Genomic DNA, 24710 nt, shown 5'->3' on the forward strand with positions numbered 1-24710 from the left:
TCGCGATGAGAGTGGAGTTCGTCGACTCCCAGAAGGCCGAACACGGTGTCCAGCCGGTCCTGCGGGCGCTTGAAGACACGCCAGCCGAGATCGCACCATCGACCTACTACGCCGCCACGGCCCGCCCCGCCTCGGCCCGATCGCGGCGTGACGAGGAGCTGACCGCGATGATCGAACAGGCCCACAAGGAGAACTACGGCATCTACGGGGCCCGCAAGATCTGGCACGAACTGCACCGACAGGGGCGTCGACGTGGCCCGGTGCACCGTCGAGCGGCTGATGGTGAGTCCGGACTGCGCGGGCTGCTACGCGACAAGACGCCGCGCACGACCCGGCCCGCTGCCGAGACCAGCCGCCCCGCTGACCTGGTCAACCGCGACTTCACCGCGACGGGCCCGAACCAGATGTGGGTCGCCGACCTGACCTACGTGCGTACCGCCGTGGGCTGGGTGTACGCCGCGTTCGTCCTCGACGTGTACTCCCGGATGATCGTCGGCTGGCAGGTCTCCACCAGCCTCTACACGGATCTGGCGCTCGACGCGCTGAAGATGGCGATCTGGCGCCGCGAGAACCAGGGCGCCGACCTGGGCGGACTCGTGCACCACTCCGACCGGGGAGTCCAATATCGAGCGATTCGCTACAGCCAACGGCTCGCCGAGGCCGGCGCCGTCGCCTCGGTCGGCTCCAAGGGCGACTCGTACGACAACGCGATGGCCGAGGCGTTCAACTCCCTGTACAAGGCCGAACTCGTCCGCAACAGGGGTCCGTGGCGCGGCCTCGACGACCTGGAGATGGCCACCGTCGAGTACATCGACTGGTACAACAACCGCAGGCTCCACGGCGAACTCGGACACATCCCACCCGCCGAGTACGAAGCACTACACGCGATGACCCAACCGGTCACCGCACCCCTGAAAACCAGCTAACCAACTCTCCATCAAACCCGGGGCTTGACACCCTGGGGCCTACCGGCGATCACGCCACCGCGCCTGCCTCCTACCCTCCACGGGGCGTTCTACCGCTCCGCGCTGTGTCCACTCCTCGGGCGCATCAACGCCTACCTGGTGCGCTGGATCCGCAAGAAATACAAACGGCTGAGGTCCTACACGAAGGCGATGGCGGCCTGGCAACGCATCACCAGCCAGCACCCCAGACTCTTCGCCCACTGGGCATGGGTCCGCTCCGCCTGGCAGTCAGGATGACAAGAGCTGGGTGACGGGAGACTGTCACGCCCAGATCTGTGAGAGCCGGGAGGTGAGACCCCTCCCGGCTACTCGACCTTAGAGCGGATCAAGACGGAGGCAGCGGCATGAGAATCCTCAGCTACGAGGGCGAGCCTGAGATCTCCATGGACCCCGAGACCCGCCGGTCCTTGGTCCGGCAGCTACTCGGCCCCGACGCGCCGCCTGCGTGGTGCGAGTTGGTTGAAGCCCTGGCGATCCTTGCTCCGGCCCACGACAACGACATCAGCCCGCTGCACTGCACGCCGGGTGAACTGATCGTCTGTGCCCAGCCGGCTGGGGTGCCCATTACTGAGATCGAGTGGCTGGAGAAGATCGGCTTCCATGTCGCCCATGACGAGGAGGACTTCAGGTCGACCCGGTTCGGCAGCGCCTGAGCGAATCGACTTTACCTGGATAGTCCACTGTGGCGAGAGCGACTCGGCAGTGACCCAGCGCTGGCCCACCTACGCCGACACCGCCGAGTGCCACGACGCGCTCGCTGCGGCGTAGCGCGCCCGACTTGAAGCGGCGCGGGCGTGCCCGCGCGTACGCCGCCCGTCCCTTGGCCGACTCTGCCGAACGCGGCCTGACCTGCTGGCTCGGGGGCGCACTCGTCATGGATGTCTGTCCGGGGCGACCGGTGAACGGGGGCCTTATCGGCAGCGCTACGGGTAGCGCTGCCGATAACCTCCTAGCGGCCACAATCAGGGCGCCCGGTACCGCGCCACCGGTGCTAGGACGACGTCGGTGGCGGCCCAAAGAGCTGGCCTGGGCAGCGGGCGCCGTCGGACCTGACCATTCCTCTGCTGGTGCTCGCCCGTCATCCGAGCGCGAGCGGGTGCGGTTCGCCGGTGAGTGCGGCCAAGGCGGCGGCTACCTCGTGGAGGCTGGCGCGGATGTAGGTGGTGGTCGTGCCGGCGTCGCTGCCGCTGTCTGTGTGGCCGGCGTACTCGCGGGCGACGGCGTAGCCGAAGGTGCGCTCGACCCAGGTCAATGTGGTGTGCCGCAGCCAGTGCGTACTGATCTGCTGGGTTGCCACCCAGGGCAGGTGCCGGCCGATGCGCTGCCACAGGTAGTCGTAGCGTCGATAGGTGATCGGTTGACCGTTGCGGTAGCGCAGCAACCGTGTCCCGGGTGGAGCGGGGCGTTCCTCGACGTGCTGTCGCAGGTGTCGCATCAGCGTGGGCGAGACCGGCTGCCAACGCACGGTCTCGCCCTTCTCGTGCAGCAGGATCAGGCATTGATCTGGGTCAAGGTCCGCTGGTCGGAGTGCCAGGGCGCCGCCGCGGCGGCATGCGGTCTCGGTGTGTAGCCGCAGGAGCAGGCTGTCCAACACGGGATCGTCGCCTGTGGACGCCGCGATGTGGTTGATCTCGGTAAGGCGGGTGTCGGGCACTGCGCGGCGGGTGGTGGGCAGCCGTCGCGGCTTTGCCACTTTGCTAGCGGGATTATCCGCTTCGGCGATGAGACCGTCGGCGACGGCGTGGTTGTACGCGCAGCGCAGGGCGGCGATGAGGTGCTCGGCCGCGCTGCGTCCCCCGCGAGCGTTGCGGCGGGCCACGGTGTGGGTCTTGACGTACTCGGATAGCTGCTTGACCTCGGTGGGTGTCGGTTCGTCCAGTCGGCGCTGCCCCCAGTGCTCGACGATGCGGTTCCAGTAGGAGCTGTACACCCGGCGGGTACCGACGCTGACGGCCTGCGACACCACAGGGATGTACTCGGCGAACGTCGGCGCTGGCGGCCGAGCCGGCGCGGCGTGCTGCAAATCGGCCGGTGAGATGCCCAGCCGGGACAGCAGCAGCAGTGCGGCGTCCAGGTCAGCCTGGTCGGGCGGCGCGGGGGTCGGTTGCGTGGTCATGCGGCCTCACCGCCCAGCACGGCGGCGTGAAACTCGGTGATCATGGTGTGGAGAGCCGCCGGTGGATGGACCACCAGGCGCCCGGCGGCGGGGTCTGCGACGAGCAGGACCCGGCTGCCCGAGGTGAGCCCGTACCACTGCCGAACTGCGGCCGGTAGCCGCACCTGACCAGGCTGAGTTACCCGGAACACCGCGTGCGGATCAGCGGTGACGAGCACGAGCCCGCCACACACCCGGATATCCACGCACGTGCCCGGAGCCCACCCCAGTGCGGGGATGACCGTGGACTCGGTAATCCGGCCGTTGCAGTCGATCGCGGCCATCCCACAGACCGGCGACCGGCCGGCTACGGGAGCGAGCTGCGCGACCGGCAACGCCCGCCGACCATTGACCTGCCCGGCCTGTCGGGCATCAGCAACCGCAGGTGGGACGACCGGGGACACGACCAGGGCGGTCACGACGACCACCCCCAGCGCCGGCTCGCCGCGATCAGCCGGAGCGTGAGGACCCCGATCCGGTGGTTAAACGGGTTTGACCACCGGTACGTCAAATCAAGCAGATATGCTTGGCGTTTGTGTCCGAGGGGGGACTTGAACCCCCACGCCCTATACGGGCACTAGCACCTCAAGCTAGCGCGTCTGCCATTCCGCCACCCGGACTTGTGCGTCCACTTTACCGGGGGGCTTTTGGAACGGACACACCGTCCTATCGCCGCCCTAGGGCCGCACGGGGCATCACTGTACACGGCTCCGCCGGGGGTGTGCACGGCAGGCACGCGGGTACGGATGAGTGGCGGCGCGCGGGGGCGGATGAGTGGCGGCGCGCGGGGGCGGAAATCCGGGGGCGGTGGGCGGCTCCGGCGGCCACACTGGCCCCATGTCGATCAGCCGCATCAATCCCGAAGGGCTGCACGTCACTCCGGGCTACCACCACGTCACGGTCGTCGAGGCGGGGCGGACCGCGTACCTGGCCGGCCAGTGCCCGCTCGGGCCGGACGGGGCGCTTGTGGGCGCCGGTAACTTCTACACGCAGGTCGACCAGGTGGCGGCGAACACGCTGGCCGCGCTCGCGGCGGTCGGTGCGGGACCGGAGCACGTCGTGCGGACGGTGATCTACGTGGTCAGCGGCGAGCAGGCGGTGTTGTCGCTGGTCTGGGACCGGTTTCTGGGGTCGCCGCTGGCACCGGCGTTCACGACGGCGAGCACGCTGCTCGGGGTCGCGCGGCTCGGCTTCACCGGCCAGCTGATCGAGCTGGACGTCACCGCCGCGCTTCCTGGCTGAGGCCCGGTCCGCGCGAGCCTGCGGGCCGCCGTCCATCGCGTGCTCGGCGCCGCCTCGGGCGCACCGGCCAACCGCGCCAGCCAGCTCAGCTCACCCCACGCAGACCCGCACCGCCGCGCTGAGCGCGTTCCGGCGGGGAGTGACGGATTGTGGGCGAAGCGAGACCCGGGTGGCGCGAAACGGCGGGGGCCAGGCAGCATGACGGGCGTGTCCCAGCCCTCTCCGCTCGCCATGGCGCAGCAGAACGCCCGCGCGCTGCGCGACTCCGGTGACCTCGCGGGCGCCCGGGAGATGCTCGACCAGACGTTGGAGGGCGCCAAGGTCGCGCTCGGTGAGGACAACCCGGAGGTGATCGCGACCGGGCAGGTGCTGGCGGGCCTGCACCGGGAGGCGGGCGACCCGATGGCGGCGCGGCGGGTCCTGGAGGAGGCGTACGCGGCGGGGCAGCTGCACCTGGGCGACGCCCACCCGCTGATGCTGTCCATCTCCTTCGACCTCGGTGGCGTGGCGGAAGAGCTGGGCAACCGGCACGAGGCTCGGCGGGCGTTCGGGCGGCTGGCGGCGCACGGGCCGGCGGTCTTCGGCGCTGACCACTGGACGGTGCGGGCGGCGCGGGAGTACCTGGGCGACGCCCAGCCGTCGGCCGAGCTGACCATCCCGGCGGAGGAGCCGCCGGCACCGCCGCCGATGCAGTTTCCCTCGTCCGCGGCCTTCGCCCTGCCGAGCACGCCGCCGCAGATGCCGCAGCCGGCCCAGCCGCAGGCGCCCCCGCAGCCGAGCCAGCCCTACGCCCCGCCGCAGAGCGGCCCGCCTTACGCACCACCACACAGCAGCCCGCCATACGGCGCACCGCAGAGCGGCCCGCCATACGCGCCGCCGGTGACCGGCCAGTCGCCGTCGGGCGGCGGCTACGCGCCGCAGCCGGTGTACACGCCACCGCCGCCGGGAGCGGCCTACGGCGGGGACAGCGAGCCGACGTACCACGTGACCCGCCCGCGGAAGGTGCGCGGAGCGACGGTGGCCGCGATGATCGCGGCGGCTGCCGCCGTCCTGGCGGCGGGGTTCGTGGCGATCCAGGTGCTCTTCACGGGGGACGAGCCGCCGGCGCCGCCGGTGACGCAGAGCCAGGGGCCGCGGCTGGCCGGTGACCCGCCGACCGAGCTGAAGGTGCGGGTCGACGGCACGGCGATCACGGTGAGCTGGAAGGACCCGACGGACGGGACGGTGCCGTTCATCGTGGCCGGCGCGCAGGCGGGCCGGCAGCACAAGGCTATGGCCACCATCAATCCGGGCGAAACCACCGCGACAATCAACGGTTTGAACCCGCGACTGGGCTACTGCTTCACGGTGCTGGCGGTTTACAGCAGTGACGAATACGCTGCGTCGGGCCAGGTGTGCACGGAGCGTAATACTCCGACCCCTGGTTAATCCACAGTCGTCAAGATCGCGCGCGACTGGAGCCACCTGGGCTGATACCAAGGTCATCGGGGTTATCCACAGCCTTGGGGGACCGTATCCACAGCGGGTTCCCGCTTACCCAACGCACCACCTATGATGGCGGGCGGCATTCGGGGAGGAACGCATACGACGAGCGCGCGGGAGCGACGCCGGCCCGCGTCACGGGGTGGGGAGGGCGGCCGACTGTGGTCACCACAGGCAACGGCATGGCTGGCACAGGCATTGGCACATCCGATAGTCCGGTCACGGGCCCGGCGAAGCGCCGGACCATAAAGCGCGGTGGCATCGTCACGATCGCCACGGTGCTGGGGCTCGTGACGGCGATGGGTCTCACGATCCTCGGGCTCGGCGCGGCTGACCACGCGGTGGCCAGCCACGACGCGAGTTCGTGGCTGTGGAGCTCGCTGCGCAGCGAGATGGCCCGGGTCAACGGTGTGACCGGCCGGGTCGACACGCGGTTGCAGATCCCGCAGGGCCAGGGCCACAAGATGCAGGTCTCGCAGACCGACCGCTTCCTGATCCTGCGCGACCTCAACACCGGCCAGGTCAGCTCCCTCGACCTCGCCACGCTCCAGATCACCGCCACGACCAAGACGGTCGCCGGAGTCGGCGTGAGCGTGGCGCTGCAAGACGACAAGGCGTTCGTGGTCGACGCGGTGCAGGGCGTGGTGCGCCAGCTCGACCCGCGCTCGCTGGTGCCGATCGGCGAGGCGGTGCACTACCCGCCGGGCATCACCGGTGGCACGTTCGACGGCGGTGGCCACCTGTGGATCGCCGTGCCCAGCGAGGGCACTGTGTCCGCGGTGACCGCGGCGCCCTTGCCCGACGCGCCGGCCGCGTCCGGTGGTGCGGGCGGCAGCGGCAGCAGCCCGGCAATCGTGCGCACGGTCGACGTCGCCGACCCCAGCCACGATCTCACCATCTCCACGCTCGAAGAGGGCGTCGCGGTGCTCAACCGCACGACCAAGACGCTCACCACGGTCAAGGGTGAAGACAAGGTGGCCACCACGCTGACCATCGACGGGCTGGGCGCGCTGCCGCCGCGCACCGACGGTCCGCGCATCCCGGTGACCGTGCCCGACCAGCGCCACGTGTGGGTCGTCGACCCCGACAAGGTGCAAGACTTCGAGGTGCCCGGCGAGGGCGCCAGGCTCCAGCCCGCGGTCGCCTGGGCCGGGCGCTTCTACGCCGCCGAGGAGTCGACCGGCACGGTCTACGTCTTCGACGCCAACGGCCAGCTGGTCAACAAGATCGAGGTCAAGGGCGCCAACGGGCCGCTGGAGCTCGAGGTCCGGGAAAACCACCTGTTCATCAACGCGCCCAACTCGCAGAACGCGACGGTGGTCGACGACAAGCACGACGTGCGCACCGTCGACAAGTACGCCAACGACGTCCTCGGTGGCGACCCGCCGCCGCCCCCGCCGCCGCCGGTGAAGAAGGACCCGCCGGTGGGCAAGCCCGGCGCGCCTCGCTCGGTGACCGCGACCGGTGGCAACGCCGAGGTTACGGTGAGCTGGCGCTCGGCCAACCCCAACGGCGCCGACATCACCAAGTACGTGGTGGAGGGCGACGGCAAGACCATCGAGGTGGGCGCCAGCCAGCGTTCGGTGCGGATCACCGGCCTGGTCAACGGGCAGGAGTACCGGTTCTCGGTGCACGCGGTCAACGCCAAGGGCGAGGGGCCCAAGAAGCAGAGCAACCCGGTCGTGCCCACCTCCGAGGTGCCCGACCCGCCGACCAACGTCACCGCCGAGGCAAGGCCCGACGGCACGGTCGTGGTGAAGTGGGACGCGGCCAATGGGCAGGGCCTGCAGATCCGCAAGTACACCGTGACGGCCGTCGCCGCGGGCGCCACCGCACCGGCCGGCGAGTCGACCTCGACCGAGCTGGTGGTGCCGGCCGGCGAGTTGGAGTACGGCAACCAGTACGCGTTCCAGGTCGTCTCGGTCAACGAGCGGGGTGGCGCGTCCGAGGCGTCGCCGATCAGCAACAGCGTGGTGCCGTTCGCGGTGCCCGACCGGCCGCCGGCACTCGACGTGACCACGGTCGCGGGCAAGGCGGGCACGCTCCGCGCGGTGTGGAGCGCGCCGGCGGACAACGGCCGGCCCATCACCAAGTACGTGGTCGAGGCGGGCGACAACCGCACCGAGGTCACCGGCACCTCCACCGAGATCGGCGGCCTGGGCACGGGCGCCAACGTCACGGTCAAGGTGCGCGCGGTCAACGAGGCCGGCGAGGGCCCGGAGGCCGCCCAGACCGGCCGCACGGTGGCCAAGCCCGCGGTCACGGTGACCGGCGGCTCGGTCACTTCGACGTCGATCACGGTCAACTTCACCGTCAACGACGGCGGTGGCAACGTCACGTGCAGGCTCGCGGCCGGCGGTAAGACGGCCAACGGCAGTTGCACCAAGCTGACCGTCACCGGGCTTGCGCCCGGCACGGTCTACAACTTCACGGTCACCGCGACCAACGCGGCCGGCAACGACACCGGCACCGGCAGTCGCACCACCAGCCTGGTGTACGGGATCGCCACCTGCAACAACGGCACCGCCGGCGCCGAGCGCACCTACTGCGACTCCGATCGTGAGGGCCGCAACGGAAACGAAATCTTCGCCAACACGAGCCAGAGCAGCACCCAGGTCGGCTGGGCCGAGCCCGGCACGCGACTCAAGGCGTTCTGCCGGAAGCAGGGCGAGGAGATCTACGCGTACGTCTACAACAGCGACAAGCGCAGCACCTGGTGGATCCAGGTGGAGTACAACGGCGGGCGCAGCTACATCCCGTTCGCCTGGTTCAACCTGGAGGGTGAGGGGCTCAACTCGACCGGTCCCTTGCCAAACTGCTGATGACCGCGACCGTCAACCACAACCACGCGACGAGCCCTCCCGAGGGGCTCACGCAGCAGCACGTGCAGGGCTTCGCCCACATGGCGGCCCGCCTCGCCGACAACATCGGCGCGGTGGTCCTGGGCAAGCCGCAGGTGGTGCGGCTGGCGCTGACCGCGCTCTTCGCACAGGGCCACGTGCTGCTCGAAGACGTGCCCGGCGTCGGCAAGACCACGCTGGCCCGGGCGATGGCGGCCACGATCCACGGGCAGTGGCGGCGCATCCAGTTCACGCCTGACCTGCTGCCCGCCGACGTCTCCGGCGTGACGATCTTCAATCAGGCGACCCGGGGCTTCGAGTTCCACCCCGGGCCGGTCTTCGCCAACGTGGTGATCGCCGACGAGATCAACCGGGCCTCGCCCAAGACGCAGTCCGCGCTGCTGGAGGTCATGGAGGAGCGCACGGTCACGGTCGACGGCACGCGCCATCCGGTGCCCCGGCCGTTCCTGGTGGTCGCGACGCAAAACCCGGTCGAGATGGACGGCACCTACCGGCTTCCCGAGGCGCAGCTCGACCGGTTCCTGGTCAAGCTCTCGGTGGGCTACCCGAGCGAGGCGGTGGAGATCGAGGTGCTTCGCGGCGCCACGATGCGCTCGCCGGAGGCGCTGGAGGCGATCGCCGACACCAGCATGATCAGCCAGATGGTCGCGATGGCGCAGCGGGTGCACATCGCCGACCCGCTCTACGCGTACGCGGTGCGCCTCGCCGCCGCCACCCGTAACCACGCCCAGGTGCGGGTCGGCGTGAGCCCTCGTGGCGTGATCGCGCTGACCCGGGCGGCGTGCGCGTACGCGCTGATCGAGGGGCGCGGCTTCGTGCTGCCCGAAGACATCAAGACGCTCCTGGAGCCGGTCTTCGCGCACCGCGTGCTGCTCACCTCCGACGCCCAGTTGCGCGGGGTCACCGCCGCCGACGTGCTGCGCGACGCGGTCGAGCAGGTGCCGGTGCCGCTCCCCAACGGCCAGCAGGCCGCCGCCGCGCCACCGCAAAACGGGGCGACGTACCAGAACGGCATGGGCCACCAGAACGGCGCGGGCCACCAGAACGGCACGGCTTACCAGAGCGGCGCCGCGCACCAGAATGGCACCGGCTACCAGGGAGGTGCCGCCGCCGGCCGGCAGGCACCACCCGGTCACCACGGCGCGCCGGGCCACCAGGGAGCGCCCGGGCGCCACCCGGGTTAGGGGCCGGACCGATGCGGCTCACCCCTCGCGGCGTCGGCCTGCTCGCCAGCGCCGCCGCCCTGCTCGCCGCCGGCTTCTGGTTCGGCTACCCCGAGCTCACGATGCTCGGCAGCGCGGCGGCGATCGCCACCGGTTGCGCCTTCGCGCACGCGGCGTGGCGCCCCGGGCTCTCGGTCAGCCGGGTCGCCGACCCCGACCGGGTCGCGCGTGGCGAGCCGGCGACGATGACGCTCACCGTGCGCAACAGCGGTCGCCTTCCCTCGGCCAGCCTCATCGCCGAAGACCGCTGCGGCGCCCGGCCGGTGCCCGTGCCGCTGCTGCGCCTGCGCCCCGGCCACGACACCACGGTCAGCTACCCCGTGCCGACCCACCGCCGCGGCGTCATCCCGGTCGGGCCGCTGCGGGTCACCCGCCGCGACGCGCTCGGGCTGGTCTCGCTCGCCCGCGCGCACGGCGAGACCGCCAAGGTGTGGGTGCACCCGCGCATCCACCACCTCACCGCCGTACCGGCCGGCGTGGCCCGCAGCCTCGACGGCCGGCTCGACCGCGTACCGCACGGGACGATCACGTTCGACTCGCTCCGGGAGTACGTGGTCGGCGACGAGTTGCGCCGCGTGCACTGGCGCACCAGCGCCAAGGTCGGCGAGCTGATGGTCCGCGAAGACCTCGACACCAGCCTCCCGCAGCTCGTGGTGCTGCTCGACGACCGCGCCTCGGCGCACCCCCGGGAGAGCGTCGACGAGACGTTCGAGTCGGCGTGCGAGGCGGCGGCCTCGGTGGTGGCCGCCGCCGTACGCGAGGACGTGCCGGTCACCCTCCAGATGGTCTCCGGGGGCGGCGGCACCGCCGACTTCCTCGACCGGCTCGCCGAGGCCGAGCTGCACCGCGACGGCGACCTGCACACCGCCACCAACCGCCTGCGCCAGCAGCGCCTCGGCGACACGCTGGTCTACCTCACCGGCCCCGGTGGCGGCGCCGACCTGGGGCTGATCGGCGCGCTGCGCGGCTCGTACCCCGCGGTGGTGGTCGGCGTGTTCGGCTCGGACGGCCCCACCTCGGCCGCGGTCGACGGCATGATCGTGCTCGACGCCAAGGACGGGGCGGCGTTCGCCGCCGAGTGGGAAGGTGTCGAGCGGTGGTGAGCGACGCGGGCCGCCCCGCGCGCGGCGGGATCGCCGGGCGGCTGGTGAAGGCGGCGCCCGTACCCCTGGTGCTTATGATCTTGATTGGGCTGAGCGGCGCGGCGCTGGCGCGGATCTACGCGGGCCCGCTGCTGCCTCACCTCGTCGCCGGCGCGGCGATCGGCTCGGTCGGCGTGAGCGCCGCGGCGCGGCGGCTGCCGTCGTGGCTGGTCGCGCCGGTGTCGGTGGTCGCGATGGGCATCTACACGGTGCTCGCGCTGCGGCTGGCCGCGCAGCGCGCCGAGCTGCCCGGCGGGCTGGTCGAGATCCTCTCCGACGCCGCCCGCAACGGCATTCCGCGCCTGCTCACCGCCATGATCCCGGTCGAGCCCACGCCCGACACGGTGCTGGTGCCGGTGGTCGGCGCGTGGCTGGCCGGGCTCGCCGCCACCGAGGTCGCCGTGCGGGCCGGGCGCGTGCTGCTCGGCTACCTGCCGCCGGCCGCGCTCTACGCCGGTGCCCTCTACGTCGTGGGCCCCAACGCCCAGGCCGCGGTGCTGCCCACGCTCGCGTTCGCGGCCGCCGCCGCGGCCGGGCTGGCGGTGACCGGTCGCCCCCCGTCACCGGCCGCCGGTGACATCGCCGCGCCGGTCCGGGCCGCCATGCGGATACGGGTCGCGGCCGGCGCCGCCGCCGGTCTCGCCGCGATCGTCCTGCTCGCCGCGGTGGTAGGCCCCTTCGTCGCCGGCCAGGTGGGCACGCGGCCGGTCGACCCGCGCAAGTACGTGCAGCCGCCGCAGGTCGACAGCCTCGACGAAAACCCGCTGATCCGCATCTCCGGATGGGCGCTCAACCCCGACCAGCACCTGCTCGACGTGACCTCGCAGCCGGGCGGGCCGGTGCGGTTGCGGCTGGCGGTGCTCAACGACTACGACGGGATCACCTGGCGGGTCGGCGCCACGTACCGCAGCGCGGGGCGCGTGCTGCCCTCGCCGCCCGTCGGCCCAAGCTCCACAGTAGACACCGTGCGGCAGGAGATCACGGTCGCCGACCTCACCGGGCGGCTGCTGCCCACGGTGGCCACGCCGACCGAGATCGACGGCGCGCGCGTGGCGTTCGACCCCGCCAGCGGCACGCTCATCCGTCCCGAAGGGCTGGCCGCGGGGCTGCGCTACTCGGTCACCTCCACGCGCGAGCGGCCCGACCTGGGGCTGCTGACGGCGGCCGACGTACCCTCCGGCGAGGCGGTCGCCCGCGTGCTGCGGCTCGGCGACGGCGTGCCGGAGCAGCTCCAGCGCCTCGCCGACCAGCTCGCCGAGGAAAACGGCGCGCCGTACCAGCGGGCGGTGGCGATCGAGGAGTTTCTCGCCACGCACTACCGCGTCGTGGCCGACGCGCCGAGCGGCCACGCCTTCCCCAACCTCGCCTTCTTCCTCTTCGGCCCGCGTGGAGGCGGTGGGCAGGAGGGCACGTCGGAGCAGTTCGCCGCGGCGTACGCGGTGCTCGGCCGGCTCATGGGCCTGCCCACTCGCGTGGTGGTCGGCTTCCAGTCGGCCAGCGGCACCGGCCCGGTGCGCGGTGCCGACGCGCTGGCCTGGCCGGAGGTGCTGTTCAACGGCGTGGGATGGGTCGCGTTCGACCCGATGCCCAAGCCGGACACCGAGCCGCGTCCGGTCGAGGAAGACTTCAAGCCGCCCACCGAGCCACCGAGCGAGCCGCCCACCGAGGCGCCCACCGACTCCGCCTCCGCCAGCGCCTCGGCCGATCCGGTCGCGGCTCCCGGCGACACCGGCGGCAGGTCCGCCGGCGCGGTCGTGGCCGGCGGGCTCAGCACGCTGCTCGTCCTGGTGGTCGGCGGCACCGCCGTGGTGCTCCTGACGATGCGGCGCGGCCTGCGCCGGCGGCGGCTGGAGGAGGGGCCGCCGGCCCAGCGGGTCGCCGGCGCGTGGCTGGAGGTCAGCGACGCGCTGCGCCTCGCCGGCCGCCCCGCGGGCTCGCACCTCGACGCCACCGAGGTCGCCGCGCACGCCCAGGTGGCGGCCGAGGGGCGGCGGGCCAACCGGCTGCGCCAGGCGGCACCGCCGATCGAGGAGCTGGCCGAGATGGTCAACCACGCGACGTTCGCCCCGTTCGCCACCGACGAGGCACAGGCGCGGCGGGCCGGCGCCCAGGCGGTGGCGTACGCCGCCGACCTTCGGGCACGCCGCTCCTGGTGGCGGCGCGTGCTGTGGTCGCTGCACCCCGGCCCGCTGCGCTGGCACCGCCGCCGCTGATCGAGCCTCCTGCCGGCCGCCGGCGCGCAAATCGATCACGCCTGGACCTCGGCACCGTGACGAGAGGATCTCGCTAAGTTAGGCTTTCCTAACGTGAGGGACGAGTCGCTCGCCGACCTGCTGGGCGGACGGCGCGGGGCGGTCGACGCCACTGTGCCGCCGCTCGCGTTCGCCGCCGGCTGGCTCGCGACCGGCCAGTCGCTGTGGGGCGGCGTGACCGCCGCGCTGGTGGCCGGCGTCGCCGTCGCGATCTGGCGGGTCGCCCGGGGCGCGAAGCCGGGCGCCGCGCTCGTCGGGCTGCTGGCGGTCTGCCTGGCCGCGCTGATCGCCGTGCGCACCGGCCGGGCCGCCGACTTCTTCCTCATCCAGCTCGTCTCCAACGCGGCCAGCGCCCTGCTCTGGACGGTCAGCATCGCGCTGCGCTGGCCGCTGCTGGGGCTGATCGTCGGCGCGGTGCTCCGCCAGCGGACCCGGTGGCGGAGCGACCCCGACCTGCTGCGCGCGTACGGCCGGGCGAGCTGGATCTGGGTCATGCAGTACGCGATCCGGCTGGCGGTCTTCCTCCCGCTCTACGCGGCCGACCAGGTGGCGGCGCTGGGCGTGGCCCGGGCGGCGCTGACCTGGCCACTGGTGGCGGCCTGCCTGGCGGTGAGCTGGTGGGTCATCCGCCGTACGCTCCCGGCCGACCACCCCGGCCCGCGCCACCCCGTCACGCCCGCCCCGCCGGCCCCTCGGGACGCCGCGCACCGCGGGGACGACGAGGGGACTCGGCGGGAAGGCGAGCACGCGCGGGATCGGGTCAGCGGGCCCGCCGCAGGATCGTGACCAGCACGCCCGCGCCGAAGGTCAGCACCTCGGTCAGCTCCCATGCCGACTTGTCCGAGGTCTCCCCGAACAGGCGCCGTCCGGTGCCGAGCAGCACCGGAAACGTCATCAGGTGCAGCTCGTCGACCAGGTCGTGCTCGATCAGGCCCTGGACGAGCTGGATGCTGCCGGCGACCGAGATGTCACCCTCGACCTCGGCCTTGAGCCGGCTCACCTCCTCGACCAGGTCGCCCGCCAGCACGCGCGTGTTGTTCCAGGTGGGGTCGGTGAGCGTGCGCGAGACGACGTACTTCGGCATCGCGTTCAACTTGTCGGCCAGCTCGCCCTCCTCCTGCGGCCAGGCGGCGGCGAAGCCCTCGTAGGTGTGGCGGCCGAGCAACTGCGCGCTGGCGCCGAGCGCTTCGTCGATCTTGAACCGCTCGCCCTCCTCGCCGCGGTCGAACTCGAAGCTCCAGTTGGGGTACTTGAAGTCCTCGCCGCCGGGCGCCTCCACGACGCCGTCCAGCGAGATGAACTCGGTGACCACGATCCGTCCCATGCCTGTCTCCTCTCAGTGGCTTCCGGTCTCGGTGGCGTCCGGTCTCAGTGGTTTGCGGCCTCAGTGGTTTGCGGTCTCAGCGGTTTGCGCGAAGTCGCGCAGCGCGGCGGCGAGCACATGGGCGGGGGCGCTGTGCTGCTCGCCCTCGACCGGCAGCAGGGTCGCGGTCGGCAGGAGCTCGGCCAGCGCCTGGGCGGCCGAAACGATGGAGGGAAACGTCCCGGTGCCGTGCAGCACGAGCGTCGGCACGGTGATGGCGGCCCAGCGGTCGCGGGGGAGGGGCTTGCCCGACATCGTGGTGCCCATGATCCGCCCGTCGTAGGCGATCGTCGGCGCGACCGCCTCCATGACCGGCCAGAACTCGCTCTGCCGGATGCCCTCCACGGCCTCCTCGGGCATGCCGGCGGCGGCGGTCAGGAACAGCGCGGCGGCGTCTCCCGGGCGCCCGGCGGCCCCGGCGGCGTCAAGGCGTTCGACGTAGTCGGCGGGGAGCGGCGGGCGGCTGTCGTCGACGACGAACGGCGCCTCGAAGAGCGCCAGCCGCCGGATCGGCAGGCCGGCGGCTGCGGCGTCCAGCGCGAGCACCGCGCCGGAGGACCAGCCGAACAGGGTCGCCGGCGCGCCGGCCACCTCGATGAGCGCGGCGATGTCCTCGATCTCGCGCTGGACGGCGTACGGCGAGCGGGGCGACCCCCTCGCCGAGCAGCACCGCGGCCTGCCGGGCGCGCTCGATCTGCCGGATGCCGCCCTGCGTGAGCCCGGTCGCGGCGGCGACGCGGCGCTGCACCGACCTGGTCCCGACGCCGGGCATCCCGCCGGCCACGACCTCGTCGACGAGCGGGTCGCGCACCACCACGCCCTCGCGTACGAGCCGGGCGACGAACTGCTCCGCGCTCTCGAAGTCGGGGATGAGCCACTGGTCGCCACGGAGCAGGAACGTCGTCGCGGTCGCGTGCGGGCTCTCCAGCGCGGAGTCGACAAGGCGCGCCGGCGGCAGGTGCGGCATCGAGGTGCCGTGCGCGAACGTGATCCCGAACGACGCCGATCCGTCGGGCACCTCGACACTCGACGCGGTGGTCTCCGGACCGCGTACGGCGGCGTGGACGCTCCCCTCGTGCTCCCAGAACACGAGGGCGGCGTGGACGCTCCCCTCGTGCTCCCAGAACACGAGCTCCCAGTGTGCCGTCGCGATGGAGGTCATCCGCGCGACGCCGGACGCGTGGCTGCGCCAGACCCGGTGCACGTACGGCGAGTCCGACGGCCGGTCCTCGTTGTCCAGCGGCATCCCGTCCCCCGTGATCTCCGTGGCCGTGGCCAGTCTCGCACGGCCCGGCAGGCCGCGCCGCCGGCCCCGGAACGCACCGCGGACCCACAGGACCCACCGGATGCGCCCTAGGATCCGGTCGATAGAGGAACATCGCTCGGGTCTGCCGGAGTGCGCGGTGTCGGCGCTGGACTACCAGACCACGGTCGCGGAAGCCCTGCGGCACCGCGCCGGCCGGGCCACGGTGGTCGACCTCGCCGGCTAAAGATTTTTCGCGGTCGAGGTCCGCGCATTACGTCGCGGTTCGCTTCTGGCGTGACAGAGGGGAGCTGCCGCGATGCCCGTCGCGCTCCTGACCGCCGCTCCCGCGGCCGCACCCTCCGTGTCCCCACGATCCCGACCCGGTCCAACGCGGGCGGGCTTCGGTCCCGGGCACACCGTTCTGTGGATCTCGGGTCCTCGCTCACGGCAAAGGTGTTGGTCGCGAGCAGCCCGGGCCGACCGGTCGGCAGGTCGGGGTCGCGTTCCAAAGAGCTGTCGAGTTGGGCGCGCCAACGCGCCCAACTCGCGCCGAATCGCCGGGCACCCTCAGCTCAGCTCAGCGATCGGTCGGGGTAACTCGTTGGACCGGCGGGCCCGGTCCGCGCACCGGGCAGGGCAACCTTCGGAATCAAGACGGGTTATGGCCGCTATGACGCCACAGGTCGGCTAGATTTCGGGGTCATATGCTCGGGCCGGGCACTTTTCTATCGGTTTGTTCGGTTCGGCAAGGTCCGGGAGGAGGGCCACGCTCGGCGGGGACCTAGGTGATCTATTCCAAGGGGGAACTGGCGCAGCTTTCGCCGGGAATGTCGCAGCGGGTCCTGGCCAGCGGAAGGCTCTTTCCGGGAAACCGCCCTTTGCCGGCGGCGCGAGAGGGCTGTTTCCCGGAAATTACCCTTTCGGTGCCGCTTGAGCATCACCGGCCCGATCGCGTCCGTGACCGCGGTGCGGCCGGGCAGTGGGCGGCCGGCCCGAATCTACTACATGGCGTAGTGGTGTGTCGAGGGCGATGGGCGATGTCGCCGGTGTCGTGGTGGCTGGGGCGCGGATGGGAAGTGGAACGAGCGGCCGTCCTGCCTGCCGGTGGCGGGCGCAGGATAATCCGGATCGCGCGTGGGGGAATCGGTTGTCCGGGGGACCGGGCCCGCGATGATCGGCGATTCGCCCATACCGGCCGCGCGGACCGTCGATCGCTTGTCCTGTAGGAGATCCGGCCCACTGCCCGGACCTGGGGTGCGGGAGATCCACTTTGGATCTGGCGGGCACCGCGGGGCGTTCTTTCCGATCATGTGAATCGGCGGCCCGGCAATTAGTGACGCGATTTTGACAGAAGTCGCTTTCGCACTTTGGAGGGAACGCCTGGCGCCGATCGGTTTGCCGCCTAATCCTTTCGGACGCAGCTCGCATTCCGATCTGGAAATGGACCCGCTATCGGCTTTATGGTCCGGCCATGAACTTGCGGGCGAGCCGCATTCTGTGGCCGGCCTCTATTGTCGTGATCGCATCCATCGAGCTTCTCGTCGTCGATCCGCGGACCCCCGCGGTCCTCCTCGGCGTCGGTGCGATCGTTGCCGCGCTGCTGGCGATCCAGTTGGAGGTCCTGCGGGTCCGCCCGCGCGTGGCGACCACGACCGGTCCCGCCGCACCGCCGGTTCCGCCCGGCGGCGGGGTCTTCTTCCGCCCGCCCGCGGCGCCGCCCCAGCGCACACCGGAGCCGCCCCGCGTACCGGCGTCGGCGGCCTCGGCAAACGGCTTTCCGGCTCCGCCGCTGTTTGGTGGCCGGCCGTCGGCGGCGCACGCGAAGCCCTGGCTGCTCCCGGCGCGTCCGGCCCACGCGGCGGTCTGCGCCGACGAGGCGCGGTTGGGTCACCTGACGGTGCGGGCCGCCTCGGTCGTGGGGCCCGGGCACCGGTGCGAGGAGCCGGCCGTCGCCCGCCAGGACGCGTACGCGCTGGGGCGGGACACCGCCGGGCGGCGGCTCATCCTGGCCGTGGCCGACGGGCTCTCCAGCGGCCGGCACTCCGACATCGGCGCGAGCCGTGCGGCCACCTTCGCGGTAGACGCCATGCGGCGGCGGCTCGACCAGGGACGGGAGCTGGCGGCGGTCGAGGTGTTCGGCGAGATCGCAGCCCACCTGCGGGCGACCGCCGAGGTCCGGCGGCTCGCCCCGGAAGACCTGAGCACCGTGCTCGTGGTCGCGGTCGTCAACGCCTACCCGGACCAGCGGGGCGTGCACCGGATGTGGACCGCGTGGATCGGCGACAGCGCGGTGCTGCGGCACGAGGGCAGCGCCTGGCGACCGATCGGCGGCGACACCAAGAGCGCGCGGGACGGCATCGAGTCCAATGTGGTCGGCGCCTCGCTTCCGGCCGAGCCGCAGCTGGTCCGCGCCGAGGCGGCCGAGTTGCCGCCGGGCGGAATGGTCGCGGTCATGACCGACGGCGTGGGCGACGCGATCCGGATGGAGCGGTCGGCGGCCGAGTTCTTCCTCGACCGGTGGCGCCGCCCGCCGCCGGTGGCCGAGTTCCTCACGCACGTGTCGTTCCAGGCACGTGGCCACCAGGACGACCGCACCGCGGTCGCGGTCTGGCTCGACGCGGCACCGGGCGGAGTCTGAGACGTGGCTGCCCAATGGAACCTGCCGGCGCTGGTGTCGCTGGCCGACCTGGGCCCGCTCGACGAGTCGATCAGCCAGGCGGCCGGCGAGAGCGTGGGCATCCACCCCGTGAGCCGGCAGCCCGGCTGGCTGGTCAAGGTCTACAAGGCGCCGTTGCCGGGCGAGGAGACCAAGCACCTGACCGAGCTGGTCAACCTGCCGAGCATCGCCAGCGACGAGGAGCGGGCGGTCATCGCGGCCAGCACCTCGTGGCCCGTCGCCGTGGTGGCCGACGACCCGTCCCGCGCGCTGGGCTGCGTGATCCCGGCCGCCGCGGCGAAGTTCCGCACCACGTTCCGGCCGCCCGGTGGCCCGCCGGCCGAGCGCGCGCTGGAGATCGACTTCCTGGCGCTGAAGGACGACGGCTTCGCCCGGCGGGGGATCGCCGCGGTCACCGCCGAGCAGCGCCGGGCGGTCTGCCGCAACCTGGTCGCCGTCGCCGAGCTGCTCGACCGGCACCGGCTGGTCTACTCCGACTGGTCGTACTCGAACGCGTTCTGGAGCGCCACCGACCACAGTGTCTTCGTCATCGACATCGACGGCTGCGCGCCGGTCCGGGCGCCCAACGTCTACCAGCCCAACTGGGACGACCCGCTGACGCCCCGTTCCGAGCCGGCCGACCGGCACACCGACCGCTACCGCGTGGCGCTGCTGGTGGCCCGCTGCCTCACCGGCGAGCGCGACCGCAACCGCGCCCTGCACGCGCTCGGCGACCTCCAGGCGCCGGCCCTCTCCGAGGTGCTGCTGGACATCCTGCTCAGCACCGAACGCGTCGCCCGGCCCTCGCTGACCGCGCTGCGCGTGGCGCTGGCCGGCCAGTCGTACGTGCGCTTCCCGGTGCCGCGCGCCCCGCTGCCGCCCCGGCCGCCCGCGATCACCGTGCCGACCGTCCCGATCCAGCCGGCGGCCAGGCCCACCCCGGTCGGGACCGGCGCCGGTGCCGGCGCCACCGGCTCGGGCGACGGGATGCGTACGGCCACCGCCATCGCCGCCGGGGTGATCGTCGTACTCGTCATCGCGCTCTGCCTGGCCATCGCGATCGCCGGCAGCTGACCAGAGACCAGAAGGAGAACCCGTGACCGCCGGTTACCCGACCCAGGATCCCGCCTCGTCGTACGCGACGTTGCAGAAGTGCCTGCCCACGTACCTGCTCATCGACGTGTCGGGGTCGATGCAGCCGCACCAGGCCGCGCTCAACCAGACGCTGCGCAAGCTCCACCGGGCGCTGGCCGACAGCCCGCGGGTCTCGGAGTTCGCGCACATGTCCATCGTGGCCTTCTCCACGCAGCCGTGGGTCGTGCTGGAGATGGTCGACATGGAGTACGTGCCGGCGATGCCCGAGGTGATGTGCGACGGCGCGACCAACTACGGCCCCGCATTCGCGCTCGTGCGGCAGCGGATCGACACCGACCTGCCGGCCCTGCGCGCCCAGGGCAAGGCGGTGATGCGGCCGTGCGTTTTCCTGCTGACCGACGGCGCGCCGACCGACTCCGGCTGGGAGGCGGCGTTCGGCGCGCTGGTCGACCGCAACTGGAACCGGCGCCCGCACGTCATCACGTACGGCTTCGGCGCCGCCTCGGAGCACGTGTTGGCCCGGGTCGCGACCAAGGCCGCGTTCCTGGCCGACGGCAGCGCCGCCCAGGACGAGGCGCTGGCCCAGGCGATCAACAGCCTGCTCAACACGATGGTGGCCTCGGCCCGCGCGGAGGAGATGCAGATCCCGACATCCGCGCCCGGCTACCGTTCCATCCCCGTCGAGTACGTCGACTGAGGCCCCCGATGCGCGCGCAGCAGGTCCGGCCGTCGCTGGACGCGAGCACGGTGGTCAGCGCGGTGGCCACCGCCGCCGTGGTGTTCCTGGCCATCATCGGCGTGGGATCGGCGATCGGGGGAGAGGCGGAGGCCGGGCCGACACCGTCCACCTCGGCCGTCGCCACGAAGCCGTCACCGCCGCCCTGCACGGCCATGCTGGCGCTGGTCGGCCTGCGGGAGGGGACCGGCACGTACCGGCTGACCGTCGACCACCGCGGCGACTGGACCGTCTCCTGGCCGTCCCGGGAGGGGGACACCTGGCAGCCGGGCGGCGAAGACGAGAAGCAGCGGCCGGCGGTCGCGGTCGAGGACGGCCAGGTACTGGTCCGCGGCAAGGGAGACAAACCCGTGGAGGTCACGGTGAAGGTGGCGGCCGACCGGGGCGTCACCAGCATCCCCGCCGCCACCTGCGCGAGCCCGTAGGGCGTACCCGGAAAGAGGTTTGAGAATGCGGTGTTACCACTGCGGCGCCGGCAACGTGGCGAACTACCTGGTGTGCGTCTCCTGCCAGCGGCCCCGCGTGATCGGCCCGCCGCCGACGGTCGGTGCGGTGGCCGCGCCGGCGCAGGTCACGCCGACGGTCATCCCGGCCGCCCCGCCGCCGACGCCGGCCATGCCGATCTCCGTGCCCCCGTTGCCCACACCGCAGGTGGTCGTGTCGCCCCGCCCCGCGCCACCGGTGATCATCCCGCCCGGGGCCGCGGCACCGGGCGCCTCGCCTCAGGGCGGGCTGCTCGGCGGCGGCCGGTTCGCCCGGGACAGCACGCGCTACCTGTGCGCGGCGGCGCAGACCGACAGCACCTACGGCAAGGCGCTGATCGAGCACGTCGTCGAGGACCGCGTCCGCGCGGTGGCCTCCTCGCCCGGGATCGACCTGGTGACCGTGCTGAAGTACGCGCTCGCCGCCCGGCGCCGGCACATCATCCGCGACGTGCTGCTGGTGCTCACCGCGCCGCTGGCCATCATCCTCCTGATCCTCCCGGCCTGGGCGATCGTCTTCGGCGAGCAGTTGGTCGCCCAGTACGGGGTCGTGGCCCGCCGCCTGCGCCGCCACGTCTTCGACCCGGCCCACGCGCCGGAGCCGACCCGCGTACGCCACCAGCGGCGGCTGGCCGAGATCGCCACGCACGACCGCGGCAACGCGACGGTGTTCCCGGCGTACGCGCCGTTCGTCGGCTTCGGCCCGGTGGTCGAGGCGTGGTCCTTCGCGCTCGACCTGAAGCATGCGGCACCGGACCGCACGCTGGTTCCGTTCTCCGTGCACGACCTGTACGACCACATGGCCGCCGGGCTGAGCGCGATCGACCTGCCCGGCGTGAGCGTGGAGGAGCGGGTCTTCGCCGGCGGCATGGACCTCCAGGACGGCGGCGACCCGCGGGCCGAGGCCGAGCTGCTGCCGGTGCCCACCGACGGGCCCCTGCCGACCGCCAGCCCAGGGCTGGTGCGCCACCTGCGGGAGAAGACCGGCGGGCGCAACCGCAGCTACCTGGCGGTGCGCGTGCCCGGCTGGAGCGGCGAGCTGGTCGTCACGATCTTCCTGCGCTTCGCCCACATGCCCCGGCAGGGCGCGCTCTACGTCGAGGCCAGCCACTGCCTGCTGACCCCGGTCAAGGCCCGCTACCGCGAGGTCGACCGCCTGCGCGACCGGCCCACGATGCGCCAGCTCGGCCGGCTGGCGCTGGTCAGTCTGGTGTGGGCGATCCCGCGGCTGCTCCAGGCGTTCGGCAACATCGCCGGCCTCGTCAGCGGCCCGTGGGCCGACTGGCTGCGCCGCCACGCCGACCGGCGGGCCATCGTGCAGGAGCGGTCGTTCAACTTCGGGCCGGTGGTCAGCCCGCGCGAACTCGCCAGCGACCAGCGCTTCGCCCGCTACTTCCAGGAGCTCGACAAGGAGATGTACGACAAGCTGATCGAGCGGCAGGTGCTCGACCTGCTGACCGACTTCCTGGAGCGGCACGGCGTCGACACCACCGAGCTGAGCCGCCGGCAGAACATGATCCTCAACCACGGTGTGATCGTCACCGGCCAGGGCACCCTCAACGCCGGCAGCATCGCCGCCGGCCAGGGCGCGGTGGCCCGCACCGTCAACGCCGCCGCCCGCACGTTCTCCGGCGGGCGCGGCTCCGGCAAGTAGCCCTCGACGGCCCGCAGGAGGTCCACAATGGACGCGAACTACGGCATCTCGATCAGCGGCAACGCCCGGGTCACCGGCTCGGCGATGGCGGCCGGCCCGGGCGCGCACGCGCAGAGCGTCTCCCACGGCGCGGCGTCCAGTTTGGACGACGTACGCGAGCTGATGGCCGGCCTCGTGGCCCTCGTGGCCGAGGCGGAGCGCGGCGGCGCCGGCGGCACCGGCCTGGCCGCCGCCCGGGCCGCGCAGGCCGAACTCGACCGCCCCGCCCCCGACCGGCACCGCCTGCTGGAGCTGCTCCGCGCGGTCGCCGCGATCGCGGAGCCGACCAGCGCGGTCGCCGCGTCGGTGGCCGCCATCACCGCGGCGGTCACCGCCCTCGGTTGAATCTCCCTTGCCACCCGGGCAGGTGGCTGGTGTTGACTCGGTCCATGGACCGTCAACGACTCAGCAGCATCGCGCACACGCACCACCCCATCGCGGCCCCGGTCTCCGGCGTCAGCATCAACCGCCTCCTGCGCCGCGCCGACCGGCGACCGGCGGCGCGGATCCTCGACATCGGATGCGGCGAGGGCGCCTGGGCGTTACAGGCACTCACCCACTGTCCGGACGGGCACGCCGACGGCGTCGACCTCAACCCGTACGCCCTGGAGCGCTTCGCGCAGGCCGCCGAGAGCCGGGGCCTTGCCGACCGGATCACCCCGCACGAGCGGGACGCCCAGACGTACGTGGCGGACGGCGACCACGACCTGGTGCTGTGCGTCGGCTCGACGCACGCGGCGCGGGCGCTGGCACGCGAGCATCGCGAGCAGTGGCTGCGCGGCTACCGCAACGTGCTCGGCTTCGTGACGCTGGTGCTGCGCCGGGCCTGACCGGAGGTAACTGTCCGGGCGCTTAGCCAAACCTTAAGTTTGTTTCTGGTGGTGGTCGCGAGCCTGATCAAGGGGGGCGGCGAGGAGTAGGTTGAGGTCCCGCCGGCCCCAGACGGCGCAACTCCCCGTCGTTGCCCGGCGCCCCCGCTTCCGCCCCCTGGAGTCGTTACTCATGGCACATCTCGCATCGGTAGGTGACCCCGTCCACCGGCACGACAGCCAGCGTGGCGGTGCCGGCTCCCGCGCGGCGAGACTGGCGCTGGTGGCCGTGGCCGTCTTCGCCACCGCACTCGCCGGCTGCGCGGGCCAGAATGGCACCGCCGTCAACAACGAGGCCGCCGCTGGAACCGATGCGCAGGTCGTCGAGGAGCCGGCGCCGCCCGCCAGCGAGCAGACGAGCGAGCCGACGCCCGCGGACGACGACCCGACCACGGCGCCCCCGCCAAACAAGCCGGCGGCCACGACGACGACGCGGCCGGCCCGGCCCCCGGCGGCCGCCACCACGGAGCCGCCGCCGGCCGTCAACCGCGCGACGCCCCGCCCGCCGGTGACCACGGGCCCGCCCCAGCCGGGACGCGAGACGCGCCCGCCGGTGACGACCGGGCCGCCGCAGCCGGGACGCGAGACGACCCGCCCGACGACCGAGGCACCGCCGCCGAGCAGCGCACCGGCCACCACCGCACCGCCGGCCACGACGGCCCCGCCGACGACCGCGCCACCGACCTCGGCCCCGCCGTCGCTCGACTTCGGCCCCGACGAGTGCTCGGAAGGCAATGGCCTGGAGTTGCACGACGGCTTCCAGAACGGCAACCGGTGCGTCGACACGCAGATGGGCGAGGTCGGCGAGGCGGCCGACAACCCGACGCTGCTCATCACCAGCGCGCCGGAAAGCGTCGGGGTCAACGAGCCCTTCACCATCCGGGTCAGCACGCGCAACCTCATCCGCGACCGGTTCCTGCCGGCTGGGCAGGGCGGCTACTACACGGACATGTCGATCCTCAACGCCGAAGGGCTGGTGCGCGGGCACTTCCACACCGCCTGCCGCGCGCTCGGCACGGCCGACGCGGCCCCCGAGGCCGCACCGGTGCCGGCGTTCTTCGTCGCCACAGAGGACAGTCGTGGCGGCCGGGAGCCGGACGTGATCGAGATCCGCGTGCCCGGGCTCCCGCAGGCCGGCCTCTTCCAGTGCTCCGCCTGGGCCGGCGACGCCTCGCACCGCATCCCGATGATGCAGCGGGCCAACCAGATTCCCGCGCTCGACTCGGTCCGTATCGACGTAGGCTGAAC

The 24710-nt window shown here is 72.6% G+C and carries 22 protein-coding genes, 1 tRNA gene and 1 pseudogene; 19 read left to right on the plus strand and 5 right to left on the minus strand.

The genetic code is table 11. The features are described 5' to 3' along the window. The 3 genes from ACFFIA_RS00005 to ACFFIA_RS00015 form a co-directional block, all read left to right on the plus strand. On the plus strand, positions 1–926 hold a 926-nt coding region (locus tag ACFFIA_RS00005; protein ID WP_377243281.1), incomplete at its 5' end, for an IS3 family transposase. A 24-nt stretch (positions 927–950) separates the two neighbouring features. Further along, entirely contained in the window at positions 951–1202 is a 252-nt protein-coding gene (locus ACFFIA_RS00010; protein ID WP_377243284.1) for a hypothetical protein, read from the plus strand. A 107-nt stretch (positions 1203–1309) separates the two neighbouring features. After that, positions 1310–1618 carry a hypothetical protein gene (locus ACFFIA_RS00015; RefSeq protein WP_377243287.1) on the plus strand — a complete coding sequence of 103 codons (309 nt, stop codon included), beginning with the start codon at positions 1310–1312 and terminating at the stop codon, positions 1616–1618. A 425-nt stretch (positions 1619–2043) separates the two neighbouring features. On the opposite strand, the gene ACFFIA_RS00020 is transcribed toward ACFFIA_RS00015, so the two are convergent. The 3 genes from ACFFIA_RS00020 to ACFFIA_RS00030 form a co-directional block, all read right to left on the minus strand. Further along, the gene (locus ACFFIA_RS00020) at positions 2044–3081 is read right to left on the minus strand and encodes a tyrosine-type recombinase/integrase (RefSeq protein WP_377243289.1); all 1038 of its coding nucleotides are present in this window, start codon (positions 3079–3081) and stop codon (positions 2044–2046) included. Next, the gene (locus ACFFIA_RS00025) at positions 3078–3539 is read right to left on the minus strand and encodes an AbrB/MazE/SpoVT family DNA-binding domain-containing protein (protein WP_377243292.1); all 462 of its coding nucleotides are present in this window, start codon (positions 3537–3539) and stop codon (positions 3078–3080) included. The genes ACFFIA_RS00020 and ACFFIA_RS00025 overlap by 4 nt, the downstream gene beginning before the upstream one ends. 117 nt (positions 3540–3656) lie before the next feature. After that, a tRNA-Leu gene (locus ACFFIA_RS00030) sits at positions 3657–3740 on the minus strand. A gap of 217 nt (positions 3741–3957) precedes the next feature. On the opposite strand from ACFFIA_RS00030, the gene ACFFIA_RS00035 reads away from it, so the two are divergent. The 7 genes and pseudogenes from ACFFIA_RS00035 to ACFFIA_RS00065 all read left to right on the plus strand — a co-directional run bounded on the left by ACFFIA_RS00035 (position 3958) and on the right by ACFFIA_RS00065 (position 14108). Beyond that, positions 3958–4362, plus strand: coding sequence for a RidA family protein (locus ACFFIA_RS00035; RefSeq protein WP_377243295.1), 405 nt, complete (start codon positions 3958–3960; stop codon positions 4360–4362). Positions 4363–4569: 207 nt separating this feature from the next. Further along, positions 4570–5790 carry a fibronectin type III domain-containing protein gene (locus ACFFIA_RS00040; protein WP_377243298.1) on the plus strand — a complete coding sequence of 407 codons (1221 nt, stop codon included), beginning with the start codon at positions 4570–4572 and terminating at the stop codon, positions 5788–5790. Positions 5791–6041: 251 nt separating this feature from the next. Next, positions 6042–8666: a fibronectin type III domain-containing protein gene (locus tag ACFFIA_RS00045; protein WP_377243404.1), complete on the plus strand. Its 2625-nt coding sequence runs from the start codon at positions 6042–6044 to the stop codon at positions 8664–8666. Next, a pseudogene (locus ACFFIA_RS00050) lies at positions 8666–9679 on the plus strand (AAA family ATPase); the annotation flags it as partial. The gene ACFFIA_RS00045 and the pseudogene ACFFIA_RS00050, both read left to right, overlap by 1 nt. Positions 9680–9900: 221 nt before the next feature. Beyond that, entirely contained in the window at positions 9901–11031 is a 1131-nt protein-coding gene (locus ACFFIA_RS00055) for a DUF58 domain-containing protein (RefSeq protein ID WP_377243301.1), read from the plus strand. After that, positions 11007–13283 carry a transglutaminaseTgpA domain-containing protein gene (locus tag ACFFIA_RS00060; RefSeq protein WP_377243304.1) on the plus strand — a complete coding sequence of 759 codons (2277 nt, stop codon included), beginning with the start codon at positions 11007–11009 and terminating at the stop codon, positions 13281–13283. The genes ACFFIA_RS00055 and ACFFIA_RS00060 overlap by 25 nt, the downstream gene beginning before the upstream one ends. 93 nt (positions 13284–13376) lie before the next feature. Beyond that, complete coding sequence (locus ACFFIA_RS00065) at positions 13377–14108, plus strand: DUF3159 domain-containing protein (RefSeq protein ID WP_377243307.1); 732 nt, start codon at positions 13377–13379, stop codon at positions 14106–14108. On the opposite strand, the gene ACFFIA_RS00070 is transcribed toward ACFFIA_RS00065, so the two are convergent. Together ACFFIA_RS00070 and ACFFIA_RS00075 are read right to left on the minus strand one after the other, a co-directional pair. Further along, positions 14083–14646, minus strand: a complete 564-nt coding sequence (locus ACFFIA_RS00070; RefSeq protein ID WP_377243310.1) for a dihydrofolate reductase family protein — start codon at positions 14644–14646, stop codon at positions 14083–14085. The genes ACFFIA_RS00065 and ACFFIA_RS00070 overlap by 26 nt on opposite strands. A gap of 60 nt (positions 14647–14706) precedes the next feature. Beyond that, positions 14707–15711, minus strand: a complete 1005-nt coding sequence (locus tag ACFFIA_RS00075) for an alpha/beta fold hydrolase (protein ID WP_377243313.1) — start codon at positions 15709–15711, stop codon at positions 14707–14709. Between the two features lie 320 nt (positions 15712–16031). Here ACFFIA_RS00075 and ACFFIA_RS00080 point away from each other — a divergent pair, with 320 nt between their 5' ends. The 9 genes from ACFFIA_RS00080 to ACFFIA_RS00120 all read left to right on the plus strand — a co-directional run bounded on the left by ACFFIA_RS00080 (position 16032) and on the right by ACFFIA_RS00120 (position 24708). Then, complete coding sequence (locus tag ACFFIA_RS00080) at positions 16032–16175, plus strand: hypothetical protein (RefSeq protein WP_377243316.1); 144 nt, start codon at positions 16032–16034, stop codon at positions 16173–16175. 1227 nt (positions 16176–17402) lie between these two features. Continuing rightward, positions 17403–18569, plus strand: a complete 1167-nt coding sequence (locus ACFFIA_RS00085) for a protein phosphatase 2C domain-containing protein (protein WP_377243319.1) — start codon at positions 17403–17405, stop codon at positions 18567–18569. A gap of 3 nt (positions 18570–18572) precedes the next feature. Next, positions 18573–19661: a hypothetical protein gene (locus ACFFIA_RS00090; RefSeq protein WP_377243322.1), complete on the plus strand. Its 1089-nt coding sequence runs from the start codon at positions 18573–18575 to the stop codon at positions 19659–19661. Positions 19662–19683: 22 nt separating this feature from the next. Further along, the gene (locus tag ACFFIA_RS00095) at positions 19684–20379 is read left to right on the plus strand and encodes a vWA domain-containing protein (RefSeq protein ID WP_377243325.1); all 696 of its coding nucleotides are present in this window, start codon (positions 19684–19686) and stop codon (positions 20377–20379) included. A gap of 8 nt (positions 20380–20387) precedes the next feature. After that, positions 20388–20843, plus strand: a complete 456-nt coding sequence (locus tag ACFFIA_RS00100; RefSeq protein ID WP_377243328.1) for a hypothetical protein — start codon at positions 20388–20390, stop codon at positions 20841–20843. A gap of 25 nt (positions 20844–20868) precedes the next feature. Then, positions 20869–22554 (plus strand): AbeC-like domain-containing protein, encoded by a 1686-nt coding sequence (locus ACFFIA_RS00105; RefSeq protein ID WP_377243331.1) that lies wholly within the window; start codon positions 20869–20871, stop codon positions 22552–22554. Positions 22555–22581: 27 nt separating this feature from the next. After that, complete coding sequence (locus tag ACFFIA_RS00110) at positions 22582–22938, plus strand: hypothetical protein (protein WP_377243334.1); 357 nt, start codon at positions 22582–22584, stop codon at positions 22936–22938. A 44-nt stretch (positions 22939–22982) separates the two neighbouring features. Next, positions 22983–23423, plus strand: a complete 441-nt coding sequence (locus ACFFIA_RS00115; RefSeq protein ID WP_377243337.1) for an SAM-dependent methyltransferase — start codon at positions 22983–22985, stop codon at positions 23421–23423. 172 nt (positions 23424–23595) lie between these two features. Then, positions 23596–24708 (plus strand): hypothetical protein, encoded by a 1113-nt coding sequence (locus ACFFIA_RS00120; protein WP_377243340.1) that lies wholly within the window; start codon positions 23596–23598, stop codon positions 24706–24708. Positions 24709–24710: the final 2 nt, after the last annotated feature.

This window comes from Phytohabitans kaempferiae (genome assembly GCF_042433955.1).
Lineage (GTDB): Bacteria > Actinomycetota > Actinomycetes > Mycobacteriales > Micromonosporaceae > Phytohabitans > Phytohabitans kaempferiae.

What these genes read in the sequence shown, in the direction of transcription:
- ACFFIA_RS00015 (WP_377243287.1), top strand. Translation starts at nt 1,310, where the DNA reads ATGAGAATCCTCAGCTACGAGGGCGAGCCTGAGATCTCCATGGACCCC.
- ACFFIA_RS00020 (WP_377243289.1), bottom strand. Translation starts at nt 3,081, where the DNA reads ATGACCACGCAACCGACCCCCGCGCCGCCCGACCAGGCTGACCTGGAC.
- ACFFIA_RS00035 (WP_377243295.1), top strand. Translation starts at nt 3,958, where the DNA reads ATGTCGATCAGCCGCATCAATCCCGAAGGGCTGCACGTCACTCCGGGC.
- ACFFIA_RS00055 (WP_377243301.1), top strand. Translation starts at nt 9,901, where the DNA reads ATGCGGCTCACCCCTCGCGGCGTCGGCCTGCTCGCCAGCGCCGCCGCC.
- ACFFIA_RS00070 (WP_377243310.1), bottom strand. Translation starts at nt 14,646, where the DNA reads ATGGGACGGATCGTGGTCACCGAGTTCATCTCGCTGGACGGCGTCGTG.
- ACFFIA_RS00080 (WP_377243316.1), top strand. Translation starts at nt 16,032, where the DNA reads ATGCGCCCTAGGATCCGGTCGATAGAGGAACATCGCTCGGGTCTGCCG.
- ACFFIA_RS00085 (WP_377243319.1), top strand. Translation starts at nt 17,403, where the DNA reads ATGAACTTGCGGGCGAGCCGCATTCTGTGGCCGGCCTCTATTGTCGTG.
- ACFFIA_RS00100 (WP_377243328.1), top strand. Translation starts at nt 20,388, where the DNA reads ATGCGCGCGCAGCAGGTCCGGCCGTCGCTGGACGCGAGCACGGTGGTC.
- ACFFIA_RS00105 (WP_377243331.1), top strand. Translation starts at nt 20,869, where the DNA reads ATGCGGTGTTACCACTGCGGCGCCGGCAACGTGGCGAACTACCTGGTG.
- ACFFIA_RS00110 (WP_377243334.1), top strand. Translation starts at nt 22,582, where the DNA reads ATGGACGCGAACTACGGCATCTCGATCAGCGGCAACGCCCGGGTCACC.
- ACFFIA_RS00115 (WP_377243337.1), top strand. Translation starts at nt 22,983, where the DNA reads ATGGACCGTCAACGACTCAGCAGCATCGCGCACACGCACCACCCCATC.
- ACFFIA_RS00120 (WP_377243340.1), top strand. Translation starts at nt 23,596, where the DNA reads ATGGCACATCTCGCATCGGTAGGTGACCCCGTCCACCGGCACGACAGC.